Source organism: Halobacillus campisalis (assembly GCF_030345335.1).
Classification (GTDB): Bacteria; Bacillota; Bacilli; order Bacillales; family Halobacillaceae; genus Halobacillus_A; species Halobacillus_A campisalis.
The window spans coordinates 251,112-263,716 of sequence record NZ_JAPVRC010000003.1 but is presented as its reverse complement, the minus strand read 5'-3'; the positions used below and the strand labels follow the sequence as shown (position 1 = coordinate 263,716).

At 47.9% G+C, this 12,605-nt stretch carries 10 protein-coding genes and 1 pseudogene; 8 read left to right on the top strand and 3 right to left on the bottom strand.

Annotation, left to right across the window (positions count from 1 at the left end; translation table 11 throughout):
• Positions 1-22: 22 nt before the first annotated feature.
• The gene (locus tag O2Q26_RS08740; protein ID WP_289215553.1) at positions 23-568 is read right to left on the bottom strand and encodes a sporulation protein; all 546 of its coding nucleotides are present in this window, start codon (positions 566-568) and stop codon (positions 23-25) included.
• A gap of 291 nt (positions 569-859) precedes the next feature.
• The gene (locus O2Q26_RS08735) at positions 860-2,047 is read right to left on the bottom strand and encodes a cation:proton antiporter (protein ID WP_289215552.1); all 1,188 of its coding nucleotides are present in this window, start codon (positions 2,045-2,047) and stop codon (positions 860-862) included.
• Positions 2,048-2,356: 309 nt separating this feature from the next.
• Between O2Q26_RS08735 and O2Q26_RS08730 the strand changes: the two are divergent.
• The 8 genes and pseudogenes from O2Q26_RS08730 to O2Q26_RS08695 all read left to right on the top strand — a co-directional run bounded on the left by O2Q26_RS08730 (position 2,357) and on the right by O2Q26_RS08695 (position 11,665).
• Positions 2,357-2,894: pseudogene (locus O2Q26_RS08730) on the top strand (GNAT family N-acetyltransferase).
• Between the two features lie 289 nt (positions 2,895-3,183).
• The gene (locus O2Q26_RS08725) at positions 3,184-4,770 is read left to right on the top strand and encodes an L-lactate permease (protein ID WP_289215551.1); all 1,587 of its coding nucleotides are present in this window, start codon (positions 3,184-3,186) and stop codon (positions 4,768-4,770) included.
• Between the two features lie 141 nt (positions 4,771-4,911).
• Positions 4,912-5,619: a FadR/GntR family transcriptional regulator gene (locus O2Q26_RS08720; protein WP_289215550.1), complete on the top strand. Its 708-nt coding sequence runs from the start codon at positions 4,912-4,914 to the stop codon at positions 5,617-5,619.
• Positions 5,620-5,646: 27 nt separating this feature from the next.
• A complete protein-coding gene (locus tag O2Q26_RS08715; protein ID WP_289215549.1) occupies positions 5,647-6,363 on the top strand; it encodes a (Fe-S)-binding protein in 717 nt (238 codons plus the stop codon).
• 15 nt (positions 6,364-6,378) lie between these two features.
• Complete coding sequence (locus O2Q26_RS08710) at positions 6,379-7,806, top strand: LutB/LldF family L-lactate oxidation iron-sulfur protein (RefSeq protein WP_289215548.1); 1,428 nt, start codon at positions 6,379-6,381, stop codon at positions 7,804-7,806.
• Positions 7,803-8,510 carry a LutC/YkgG family protein gene (locus tag O2Q26_RS08705; protein WP_289215547.1) on the top strand — a complete coding sequence of 236 codons (708 nt, stop codon included), beginning with the start codon at positions 7,803-7,805 and terminating at the stop codon, positions 8,508-8,510. Before O2Q26_RS08710 ends, O2Q26_RS08705 begins: the two co-directional genes overlap by 4 nt.
• Positions 8,511-8,584: 74 nt before the next feature.
• On the top strand, positions 8,585-9,028 hold the full coding sequence (locus O2Q26_RS08700; protein ID WP_289215546.1) for a hypothetical protein: 444 nt from the start codon (positions 8,585-8,587) through the stop codon (positions 9,026-9,028).
• A gap of 249 nt (positions 9,029-9,277) precedes the next feature.
• Entirely contained in the window at positions 9,278-11,665 is a 2,388-nt protein-coding gene (locus tag O2Q26_RS08695; RefSeq protein WP_417397342.1) for an immune inhibitor A domain-containing protein, read from the top strand.
• 42 nt (positions 11,666-11,707) lie between these two features.
• Here the strand turns inward: O2Q26_RS08695 and O2Q26_RS08690 are convergent, their stop codons facing one another.
• Positions 11,708-12,292: a hypothetical protein gene (locus tag O2Q26_RS08690; RefSeq protein WP_289215545.1), complete on the bottom strand. Its 585-nt coding sequence runs from the start codon at positions 12,290-12,292 to the stop codon at positions 11,708-11,710.
• Positions 12,293-12,605 lie beyond the last annotated feature (313 nt).

Here is a 12,605-nt window from a genome sequence, read left to right as displayed (position 1 = left end):
TCATGTTCTCCTTTAAATTATATTATGTGATGACGATGAGTTCATCGTGATCAAAGGTTTTTATATCATCTTCAAATACAATCTTCGTCTGCAGCCGATACGTACATCCGTGGTCTGTCGGTGTCAGAGCCTCAGGCACGAGGTAACGGAAAGGAAACTCTTTTTGATCGCGGGGTTCGATGACCTCCGACATCAATACCGTCGTGACAGGCTGAATCGGTTGCGACTTGCCGGCTGACACCTTGACTAAGTCGCATTCCAGCCGCTTGATCTTCTGAGTGAACCATCCTCCGTACAGATGGAAGGAGCCGGAAACATGCCCTCCAGCCTCAATTTTGTGGGAGTGTAATACAAGGTCAATTTTTGGTGAACCAATTTTAAAGTAACTAAACATTCTGGCAATCAATACTCCGGACCTCCTGGTAATTTTTTGTAAAGGGGGTGTGTTTGTATGCCCCTGTTGTAACGATAGACTCCGGGGCGGGTTATGGGTGTCGAGCGTAATGATCGTTACGGCATATAAAGAAAGCGTAACCGTCATCGTAAGCAAAATCAGAAGCTGTCTCATGAATGAAACATCTAACTAATGAATGGTCGTTCTCCTCCTAAAATACATATAAAAAACCTTTACCAGATTGCTGGTAAAGGTTGGGATCGTCATATTAAACCCTTTACCAAAAATGGCAAAGGTCTCGCAAACAACGTGATGTTGCCAGTTAAGCCGGTGATGTAAGCATCACGTAATGTCGACATAACTGTAAGCTACTCCCCTTTGGAGTGTTATAAGCTCATGTAGAGCACAGTTTTTACTCGGTAACTGTAATCTTATATTAGATTATTTTTACAATTAAGTCAATATTTATTTAAGCAATTTTTTGGATAAGGGGTGAATGCCTGCACTTTGGACGACTAAAGAAAGCAGTACCGAGGCAAACGTTAACGAGATGATGACGTCAGCCTTTTCCCCAGCCTGTGTCGCCAGGCTTAAAATCAAGAAGACGGACATGGAACCCTTTAACCCGGACCAGCTGAGAATGAGCGATTCCTGCCAGCTGATTTCTTTTCGCCACATCGGGAAAAGCTGGGTCGTTCCTGCAATGATGACAAACCTCACCAATAAAGAAGCGATGAAAATCAATACAGCCAGTCCCCAGTAATCGAAGGAGAGATGGTTGGCCGCCTCGATTCCTATCAGCAAGAATAATAAGGAAAGAATTGAAATTTCCACGATGCCCCAGAAGCTGTCGAGCGATTCCCGGAAATGATCTTCCTTGATGGTGCGCCCGAATTCAAAAGACAGCATGATGCCGGCAAAAACTGTCGCCAATACGCCCGAGAGATGTATAAATTCGGCCAGGTTGAAAATTCCATAGGCGACGACGATGCTGAGCATCACCTGATATTCCCGGTGATGGGTGAAATGGATCGCCTTACTGAAAATCCAGCCGAACAGCAGTCCGATGGCGATGCCTCCGAGAGATACGAGTAAAAATTCACCGAAAAAGCTGCCGATGGAAAACGATTCATTCGTAAGGAACATGCCGGTGACGACTGAAAAAATCACAATGCTTGTTCCGTCATTGATCAAAGACTCACCCTCGACGACATCGGCCATTTTTTCATCTCCGGTAGATTGCTTAAGAATCGACGCCACCGAGACCGGATCCGTCGGTGTCAGCATGGCCGCAATTACTAGAGCCCCAATAAACGATAGGGAAATGAACGGGCTGCTGATCGCATAAATGACCGCTCCTAACAGGAGGACGGTTAACATGATGCCGGCTGTAGCGAGAAACCCGATGATGCCTCCATTCTTTTTCAAGGCTGAAGGCGGAAACCGGTAAGCTGAAGTAAATAGAAGAGCCGGCAGAAAGATGTGGTAGATCAAGTCCTCCGTCACTTCAATGGATGAAAAGTATGGAATGAAAAATAGTCCGATGCCGATCAACGCTAAAATCGGAGGTACGGGGATATCTTCTTTTTTCTTATCCAGCGTGAATATGATGTATCCGATAAATAATAAGAGAATAATAGGGGTCGTGGGCATCTCATAAACTCCTTTCCCGCATTGTGTAAAAAGGGTGTGATTCCAGTTCGATGGGATTTGTTGTTGTATACCTTCTCTTCTATAGGTGTTAAACATCGTGTGAGTAATAAAGTCGACTGTATATGTTTCATAGATTAGAAGCAACTCTCCACATTGTTTTTTTATGGTAAAATTAAGGTCACATCATTGGGCGTTTGATAGCTGACGATTTGTTCTCATCATCATGATTCCTTCTCTTCATGCTCTCATAAATGCTAAGTTGCGACATTGTATGGAAGTTTTTCACCCAACAAACGGAAGGAGCATTTAATGAAAAAAGGAAAAAGTATATACATAAGAACGTTCCAGCCAGCTGATGCCCGTGCTCTGCTTGCTTTACAAGAGGAAAACAGGACCTTTTTTGAAAGGGCTTCCATGCCGCGTAAGGATGTATTTTATACGATGGACAGGCAGTTGGAAAAGGTTAAGGAGTATGAAGAGCGAAGCAGAGAGGATCAGGAGTATAATTTTGGTATCTTTACAATAGAAAGCGACAGACTCGTGGGCACGATCAACTTATTTCAAGTCATGCGCGGACCTTTGCAGAGTGCCTTTCGGTTATTTCCTCGATGAAAAGCACAATGGGCGGGGGTTCACGACGGAAGCCGTTCAGCTGATTGTGGACTATGCCTTTGCGGAGCTGCAGCTGCACCGAATTGAAGCGGGCGTCATGCCTCATCATTCGGGTTCGATGCGTGTGCTTGAGAAAGCGGGCTTTCATAAGGAAGGGTTGGCCCGCAAAAATGTGAAAATCAATGGCCGGTGGGAGGACCACCAAGTGTTGGCGATCATCAACCCGGAGGATTGAAGGTCTTTGTTTAATAGATTCATGGAGTCGGTCGGTAAGCAGGGGGATGTACAGACAATAGTAAAATTTATAAATAAACCCAATCGATATGATATGACTTAGTGAATTAGAATTTGTTGTGATGGTCGTGGGGGGCAAATGGAATCCCATGACTCTATTCAAAGAAAGAAAAGGCTTTTTTAATATTGCTTTTTTCTGAGAATTAGCATACACTTGTATTAGGAAGTCAGGTCATCTGATGACCTGACCTATAGATGGATGAAATAGTTAAAGAGGAGGCGTCATCGTTATGTTGCTGCTTGTTGCGTTCAGTGCCATTATCACCCCTTTCATTTTTCTTGTGCTGTTAAGGATGTCCGCTAAAAAAGGAATGTTTTTCAGTGCGTTGATCGTCCTTGGTCTGGCGTTTTTTGTGTGGGGGGTCGACGGAAGGGTCATTGCGGCCTCGGTACTTGAGGGCACACATAAGACGTTGACGATCCTCTTTATTTTATTCGGTGCGATTGTCGTATTGAACACGCTTCGGCGTACGGGAGCTGTGGATCGGATCAATCAAGGCTTCCGTAGTATTTCTACAGATATGAGGGTCCAGGTCGTCATCGTCGCTTTTCTGTTCGGTTCTTTGATTGAAGGGGCTTCCGGATTCGGCACTCCGGCCGCGGTCACTGGTCCACTGATGGTCGCGCTTGGTTTTACGCCGATGGCCGCGGCGGCTCTTGCGTTGATTGCGGACAGTTCAGCCGTATCTTATGGAGCTGTCGGTACGCCGATCCAGGTCGGTTTAAGTAATTTGCCTGATGCCGGTCTTTCTTTGTATAAAGAAATCGGTGCTCAGGTCGCTTTCCTTGATCTTTTTGCCGGGACGTTCATTCCCTTCGTTTTGGTCGTCATTTTAACGATATTTTTTGGTAAGAAAAAAGGGTGGAAAGATGCCTTTCAGCTGTTTCCGTGGGCGTTCTTCGTCGGCATTACCTACACTTCTTCCGCCTTGCTGTATGCAACGTTGTTCGGTCATGAATTCGTTGCGATTTTAGCATCACTTACCGGACTTGTAGCGGCAACGACTACGGCTAAAAAAGGATTCCTTTTGCCGAAGGAAGAGTGGAAGGATGCACTTGATGAGAACATGAAGCCAAGCGGTGACACGCCTTCTATGTCTTTATTGACCGCATGGTCCCCTTACTTGATCATTGTCGTCTTGCTGCTTGTGACGCGCATCGTTCCTTTTGTAAAGGAAGCGGCTCTCACGTGGGTCGATTGGACGTGGACGGATATCCTCGGAGTAGAAGGGATTACCTCAGACTGGGAAGTTCTATATTCTCCGGGAGCTGTGCTCGTAGCAGCTGCCTTGCTCGCGGTCGTTATCCAAAGAAAGCCGTTCCGTCACTTTGCGGAAGCGTCTAAGGAATCTTTAACTTCTATGAAAGATGCAGCGCTTGCGCTCATTGCTACTCTTGCGCTTGTTCAAGTATTTACAAACTCAGGAATGAATGCACAGGATCTCGTCAGTATGCCGCAGTACATTGCGCAGACGCTGGCCGGAAGCTTTGGTCCGATGTGGATATTGGTGGCTCCTTTTCTAGGGGAGCTTGGCTCGTTCATTACAGGGAGTGCGACGGTCTCGACGTTAACGTTCGCTCCGATCCAGTACAACATCGCTCAGGAGACAGGACTGGATACGAATACTGTGCTTTCTCTGCAGGTAATCGGGGCGTCCGCGGGGAATATGATCTGCGTGCACAACGTAGTAGCGGCTGGTGCAGTCGTCGGCCTGTCTGGCAGAGAAGGGGATATTATCCGCAAAACGCTGGGTCCCGCGTTGTTATATGGAGCGTTAGCTGGACTCGTAGGGTTTGTATTCACTTTGTTCATATAGGATTTCAGGCTGTTCTGGCGGGGACAGCCTGATTTTTTTCTAATTCGATTAACCACCTTGTTTTTACCAATCGAAAGACATACAATTGTATTAAGCAGGTCATCTGATGACCTTATTCAGATAGGCAGGAGTGAAGGACAAATGGAATTTAAACCAGTGCGTGCGAAAAAGATTTATGAACAGGTAGCGGATGCTCTGCTGGAATCATTGAAAAATGGAGAGCTGAAGCCGGGCGATAAGCTCGACAGTGTGGAGCATCTGGCAAAGAGTTTCAACGTCGGCCGGTCAGCGATTCGTGAAGCGTTAAGCGCACTGAGGGCGATGGGCATTCTGGAAATGCGGCAGGGAGAAGGAACGTATGTAAAGGCTTTTGATGCCAGCCGTTTTTCGCTTCCGGTGTCGGTCGCCTTTTTGCTGAAGCGTGAGGATGTAAAGGATTTACTTGAGGTTCGCCACATTCTTGAAGTAGGCGCGGCGGCTTCTGCGGCTGTTCATCATAATGAGGAAGACCTTGAGGCGCTAGAAGCGGCGCTTTCTGCGATGGAAAAAGCCAAAGGAGACGGAGAACTTGGCGAGCAGGCGGATCTCGATTTTCACGTGGCGTTAGTTCATGCGACTCATAACGCCATGCTGATTCATCTCATGCAAAGCGTTTCAGAAATTATGGTGCAGGCGATGCGGGAAACGCGGAAGCTTCTTCTTACGAAAGAGGGAACCGAACGGCTTCTGGAAGAACACCGGCAGATTTTCACTGCAATCGTCGAGCGTGATGAGACGAAGGCCCGTCAGGCGATGTACGAGCACCTCGGGAATGTAGAGCGGTCACTGGTCGATTATTTGGAAATTTAATTTGAAAAAGGGAAGGGAGAAGGCACAATGAAGGTTTCTCTTTTTATTACGTGTTTGTGTGATACGCTGACGCCTGACGTCGGCAAGGATACGGTACAGCTGCTTGAGCGATTCGGCTGTGAAGTGGATTTCCCTGCGGGGCAGACGTGCTGTGGGCAGCCGGCCTATAACAGCGGGTATGTTCAAGAGTCGAAGCAGGCGATGAAGCAGATGATTCGGGCTTTCGAGTCCAGTGAATATGTGGTCGGACCTTCAGGATCGTGCGTGCACATGATGAAGGAATATCCGAAGGTTTTACGTGATGAGCCGAAGTGGCAGGCCCGGGCCGAAGAGCTTGTCGGCAAAACGTACGAACTGACGCAGTTTCTTGTAGAGGTGCTGGATGTGAAGGATGTCGGATCGACGTTTAAAGGAACGGCGACGTATCACCCTTCCTGCCACATGACCCGGCTGCTTGGTGTCACAGACGCTCCGAGAATTTTGCTTGACCATGTGAAAGGTCTTGAAATCATCGACCTTCCTTTGAAAGAGGACTGCTGTGGCTTCGGGGGTACTTTTGCCGTGAAAAATGCGGCTGTATCGGAACAGATGGTTCATGAAAAAGCGGAGCATATCGGCGAAACGAAAGCCGAATACTTAATTGGCGGCGATATGGGCTGTCTCATGAATATGGGCGGCCGCATGCGGCGCAATGATCAGGACGTGAAGGTGCTCCACATTGCCCAGGTGTTGAACAGTCAATAACAAAGGAGAGATGAAATGAGCATAAAAATCGGCACGAAAACGTACGCAGATCGAATTCAGGACGGCATCGACAATACGTTTATGCGTCAGGCGGTTTCTTCAGCTCAAGGACGCTTCCGGACTGGACGGCTGTCGGCTGCGGAGGAGCTTGGTGACTGGGAAGAATGGCGGACGCTCGGCTCAGAAATCCGCCAGCATACGATGGAAAACCTTGATTATTACTTACATCAGCTGAGTGAACAAGTAGAGAAGCGGGGAGGGACGGTCTTTTTTGCAAAAACGGCAGAAGAAGCCAATGAGTATGTGCAAAAGATTGCCCGGGAAAAAGAAGCCAAAAAAATCGTCAAGTCGAAGTCGATGGTCACAGAAGAAATCGGTTTGAATGAAGCGCTGCAGGAGAGCGGCTGTGAGGTCGTCGAATCGGATCTTGGCGAATGGATTTTGCAGCTGGATGAAGATCCGCCGTCTCATATCGTCACGCCTGCCCTTCATAAAAATAGAGAACAAATCCGCAAGACGTTCGTTGAGAAGAAAGGCTATACGGGATCCGATCAGCCGGAAGAACTGGCGGCTTTTGCACGCGAGCAGCTGCGAAAGGACTTTCTTTCCGCTGATATCGGAGTGACGGGATGCAACTTTGCGGTCGCTGAGTCGGGAGCCGTCACGCTCGTAACGAATGAAGGAAATGCCCGCATGGTTACGGCCCTTCCTGATACACAAATTTCAGTGATGGGAATGGAGCGGATTGTGCCGACGTGGCAGGATCTCGAAGTCGTCGTCAGCCTGCTGACACGCGCAGCCGTCGGACAGAAGCTGACGAGCTACATTACGGCATTAACAGGAACGAAGCTCGAAGGAGAGGTCGATGGTCCCGAAGATTTCCACCTCGTAGTTGTCGATAACGGACGCTCCAAAATTCTCGGCACGGAATTCCAGTCGGCGCTTCACTGCATTCGCTGCGCGGCTTGTATCAATGTGTGCCCGGTTTACCGGCACGTCGGCGGCCACTCGTATGGATCAATTTATCCAGGACCGATCGGTGCGGTGCTGACGCCGCTTCTTGATGGCTATGAAGATCATAAGGACCTGCCTTATGCCTCCACGCTATGCGGTGCCTGTACCGAAGCCTGTCCAGTGAAAATTCCTCTTCATGAGCAGCTGATCCGTCATCGTGAAATCATTATCGAACGGGAACACATGGGATCAAAAGCAGAAGCGGTCATGATGAAAGGATATGCGAAATGGGCCTCTCATTCCGCCGCCTATAAGCTGAGCACAAAAATGGCTCATACCGCTCTTTCCCCGTGGACGACCGACGATTATATAGAAAAAGGACCCGGCCCGTTAAAAGGCTGGACAGATTCGCGCGATTTCCCGGCGCCTGCCAAGCAAAGCTTCCGAAGCTGGTACAAGCAAAGGGAGAAAAGGAGGTCAAACGAATGACGATCCACCATCGTGAAAGTTTTTTAGAGGGACTAGCCGATCAGCTCGGTCGTCCAAGAAAAACAACAGTTGAGCCACCCGCTTATTCCGTGAAACCGCAGGAACGAGTGCTGGCCGGTGCGTCGCCTGACGAGCTCGTCGACGTTTTGGAAAAGCAGTGCGAATTCATTCATACATCGTTTGAAAAAGCGACGGTCGAAACACTGCCGCAGACGATCCGGGCGATTCTAAACGGAAATGACGTCACACGTGTCGTTGCTGCCGGAGGTCCTCGAAATCAAGTCAGCGGGATGGACCAGTTCTATGACCAGTTACGCACGGAAGGGTTGGAAGTCCTCGTATGGGATGAACAGCAAGGACGAGAGCAGGTGACGTTTGCGGAAAAAGCCGGTGCGGGCATCGTGTTCAGTGATCTCACCCTTGCTGAATCAGGAACGGTGACCCTGTTTAATGACCGCTATAACGGCCGTTCGATCAGCCTGCTGCCGGAGACGTTCATCGCCATTATCCCTAAAAGCACGCTCGTCCCGCGCATGACCCAGGCTGCCCGGCTGATCCACTCGCAGGAAGCCAAAGGCAATCCCGTATCATCCTGCGTCAGTTTTGTTACTGGACCAAGCAATAGTGCGGATATCGAGATGAATTTGATTGTCGGCGTCCATGGCCCGGTAAAAGCAGCTTATATTGTCGTCGGTGATTTGTAATCCGGTGTAACTATTTTCCATCAAGAGACGTCTAATGGTGTGAAGGCGATTATAAATGGGATGGAGGACATTCTATGAAACGGAACAGCTTGCTGCTGCTAAGCGTGTTGCTCATTGGAATCGCCGGGTGCGGAACGCAGGACCAGGATCCGCCAGTCGACTCCGATACGAACGAAGAAGTAGACAATGAGGGTACCGCCACGAATGAAGAAGAGGCCAATGACGAAACAACTACGAACGAAGAAGAAGATAATGAAATAACCAACGAAGAAGCAGACGAGAAAGGCACAGCCGAACCGAAGCATGTAGATATGATGGCCAATGATGAGCGCATTATCAGCATGTTGAAAGAATCGGGCTTCATTTCCGAAGATGCCACTCCTGAAGAAATTGAACAGGCACTAAACGAGTATGTGAAGGAAAAGGCGAAAGGTCATGATTTTAATGAAAAAGATTCTAAAGCCTACCTGGAAGAATTGAAAAAAGAGATCGAACAGGATATAAACAGTGAAAGCTGAACATGCGGACTTAGGACTCTCCTAAGTCTTTTTTTTATGGCTGGCATCAAGGTTTCTGCCGAAGCAGGAGGCTTGATGTCGACTTCTATACCGGTCCCGCCCACATTAGTAAAACATTGTAAAAATAACAAGAAACAATAAGTCCAACGTCATATTCTTTTTTTTCAGAAAATAACATATAGTAAAGACGTTGTGAAAATATACATAAATTGGGAGAGTGAGAGCTTGGGAGCGAATCGGGTATTGTCCATGGCCATGATAGCGTCTGTATGTTTAGGGTTGTTTGCAGCACCAGCAACGAGCAGTGTAGAAGCGGCAAGTACGGTTTCAACGAAAAAAGAAGCGAAGGAGGAGCATGCACACGGTCAAGGCCCTTTTGACTTAGCGATAGCTAATGAAGAGCGATTGATTGAAATGCTGAAGAAACGCGGGGACATATCTGAAGATGCCTCGGCTGAAGAAGCAGAAAAAGCGGTCGATGAATTTCTGGACAGCAAAGCGGAAGGGCTTAAAGAGATGGAAGACAGCGGAGAGCTTCATAAAGAAGAACTGGAGCTTGAAAGCGACGTAAAAGAAAAACTGAAAAAAGAAAATGAAGGGAAGGCCAACGATCAAGCGAAGAAAAAGGGCGGAAAGAAAAACCTCGATCCTGTCGTTGAGGAAGAGTATAACGGAGAAGTTCGCTCCGACGATGTGCTTGTCATCTTAATGGAATTTCCCGACTTCCCTAAAAACAGCATAGAGCCTGGAGAAACGGATATGTATTATGAAGATTACGTGAAAGAACACTATGAAGACTTGATTTTCGGCGATGACGGGTATGAAGGACCCAACGGAGAAAATCTAGTATCGATGAAGCAATTCTATGAACAACAGACAAACGGAGCGTATACGGTGGACGGGCAGGTTGCCGGGTGGTATCCGGCTGAGAAGAAGGCAGCCGAATACGGAGGAAATAACCCCCAGCCCGACGGCAATGACAAGGACCCTCGCTCGCTTGTCAAAGAAGCGTTAGCGGCAGCTGCAGCCGACCCTGACGTAAATCTGGCTGACTTTGACAGCGAAGACCGTTACGACCTTGATGGCGATGGGGACTATCATGAGCCGGATGGACTGGTGGACCATTTGATGGTGGTGCACTCAGCGGTCGGTGAAGAAGCAGGCGGAGGTCAGTTAGGCGGCGATGCGATTTGGTCCCACCGCTGGAACCTTGGCGAGACCTTCCCTATTCCTGGATCGCCGGAGCCGGAAGTGGATTACTGGGGTGAAGGTTCAATGTACGCCTATGATTATACGATCGAACCTGCTGACGGAGCAGCCGGTGTGTTCGCTCATGAATATGCTCATGACCTCGGACTTCCCGATGAGTACGATACCCAGTATACAGGAGCGGGAGAAGCGGTCGGCTACTGGTCGCTTATGTCGAGCGGCAGCTGGGCGGGAGATATTCCAGGCACCGAGCCGACAGGTTTCAGCGCCTGGTCGAAAGAGTTCCTGCAAGCGAAGCATGACGGAAACTGGTTGAAGTACGATGAAGTCGATATAGATCAAATCGATAGCAAGGGGATGGACGTGTATCTCGATCAGGCCAACACGAAAGGTACCAACCTGGATGCCCTGAGGGTCAATCTTCCGAATAAAGAAACGAGAATAAATACCCCGTATAGCGGAGAGTATGAATATTTCAGCGGAAGTGATGATGAGCTCGATAACTCAGCAGTATTCGATGCCGACTTGTCTAACGCCACAGCCGGCGAACTGACGTTCAAAGCCTGGTATGACATCGAAACCGACTGGGATTACGGATCGGTTAAAGTGAGTGAGGATGGCGAGAAATGGACGTCCATTCCAGGTAATATTACGACCGATACGGATCCAAATGAACAGAACCCGGGTCACGGCATTACTGGGAAATCGGATGGCTGGGTTGATGCGGTGTTTGATTTGAGCAGTTATGCAGGCAAGGATATTCAAGTGAAAGTCAACTACTGGACAGATGTAGCAGCCATCAATCCAGGATTATATGTTGATGAAATCCGCGTCACCGCTCAGGAAGGAAAAGAAGTCGAGCTCCTATTTGATGATGCAGAAGGCGAGCCGAAAGTGACGCTCGATGGATTCACGAAGAGCGATGGAGTGAAAGTATCCGAACATTACTACCTGCTGGAGTGGAGAAACCATCACGGAGTGGATGAAGGATTAGGCAACATCCGCCGCGGAAACAGTCTTATGGCTTACGACCCCGGCCTTGTCATCTGGTACGCCGATAATAAGTACACGGATAACTGGACAGGCCTTCATCCAGGAGAAGGGTTCCTCGGAGTTGTAGATTCCGATCAGCAGGAATTATTCTGGAGTGACGACTCAGTTGCCCAGACGCGCTATCAGATCCACGATGCCGCATTCAGTCTCAGAAAAGACGAGAAACTGTTTGTCGATTATCGGGATATTACCGGACTGACCTTGAAGGATAAAAACAGAAAGCCGGTCAAAGTTTTCGATGACAGCCTCAGCTACTTGAACGAAGCAATTCCGGACGCCGGACGTAACGTACCTGAATATGGGTTAAAGGTCAAAGTGACAGGGGAAGCGTCTGATCGTTCTGTCGGAAGGGTTTCTCTTACAAAAGATGAATAGATAGGAAAAGGAGCACTCCATAGGTGCTCCTTTTTGGATCGCTTAACGTCTGGATTCTATCGTTTCTAATAACCCTTCATCCTCATGAATCATGAACCTGCTTATCTTTCCTTCTTCGTTAAAATTAACTCTGCCGGAAACGTCAGCGGTCTTTTCTACTCCGTCCTCTTTTTTGTAATCGACGGTTACCGTGAAGTCATAAGCTTCTTCGCCACTTGAACTTTCCTTGTAATCCACACGATCGGTTTGCAGCTGATAATCATTGTAATAAGCTGCTAATCCATAGCTGAACGCCTGGCTGCCAATATATTCACTATACGCGTGTTCGGTGAAATAAGCAGAATACTCGTCTTCAAGATACACATCCAGCTCTGTTGGAGATTCAGGCTGTTCCGTGGACTCATCTCCATCTTCTCCAATGATGGTATTATTTTCCGGAGACTCTATTAATTTCACAAGTTCCTCATCCGCAGTTGAAAAATGTGTAGTCAAAAGAGCTTCAAGAGTCTCGCCATTCTTATCTTCTGCACCTGAAGGGGAGGTGGAAGAAGCGCAGGCGCTGGTGAGCGAAAGCATGAAGAGCAGAGCGAATACGCTCCATTGATTAGAAACATTTCTGAGTCTCAAAATATCTCCTCATCTCTTTGAATAGGTTATCCTTCATGGTAGGTATACGTATCACCAGGTTAATCGTTTCAAAAATATGGGAATCACAGCAAACATACAAAAAGCCGAAAAGGAGACGGTACTCCTTTTCGGCTTAGCTTATATCCACCAATTATTTTAGTAAATAGGGGGAGCGGTGGTTTAACGCTACATCTTTAATATATCCGATCTGCGAATACGATAAACTCTTATTTTCAGGAACGCTACTGCAAAAGGTTTTTGTCCGGAAGATTAGGGATGGTTTGTGGAAGAATTGAGTTCTAGATAACGAAGA

Excerpts from the sequence above, each read along its gene's own strand:
- O2Q26_RS08740 (WP_289215553.1), bottom strand. The coding sequence starts at position 568 with ATGAGACAGCTTCTGATTTTGCTTACGATGACGGTTACGCTTTCTTTA.
- O2Q26_RS08735 (WP_289215552.1), bottom strand. The coding sequence starts at position 2,047 with ATGCCCACGACCCCTATTATTCTCTTATTATTTATCGGATACATCATA.
- O2Q26_RS08725 (WP_289215551.1), top strand. The coding sequence starts at position 3,184 with ATGTTGCTGCTTGTTGCGTTCAGTGCCATTATCACCCCTTTCATTTTT.
- O2Q26_RS08720 (WP_289215550.1), top strand. The coding sequence starts at position 4,912 with ATGGAATTTAAACCAGTGCGTGCGAAAAAGATTTATGAACAGGTAGCG.
- O2Q26_RS08715 (WP_289215549.1), top strand. The coding sequence starts at position 5,647 with ATGAAGGTTTCTCTTTTTATTACGTGTTTGTGTGATACGCTGACGCCT.
- O2Q26_RS08710 (WP_289215548.1), top strand. The coding sequence starts at position 6,379 with ATGAGCATAAAAATCGGCACGAAAACGTACGCAGATCGAATTCAGGAC.
- O2Q26_RS08705 (WP_289215547.1), top strand. The coding sequence starts at position 7,803 with ATGACGATCCACCATCGTGAAAGTTTTTTAGAGGGACTAGCCGATCAG.
- O2Q26_RS08700 (WP_289215546.1), top strand. The coding sequence starts at position 8,585 with ATGAAACGGAACAGCTTGCTGCTGCTAAGCGTGTTGCTCATTGGAATC.
- O2Q26_RS08695 (WP_417397342.1), top strand. The coding sequence starts at position 9,278 with ATGGCCATGATAGCGTCTGTATGTTTAGGGTTGTTTGCAGCACCAGCA.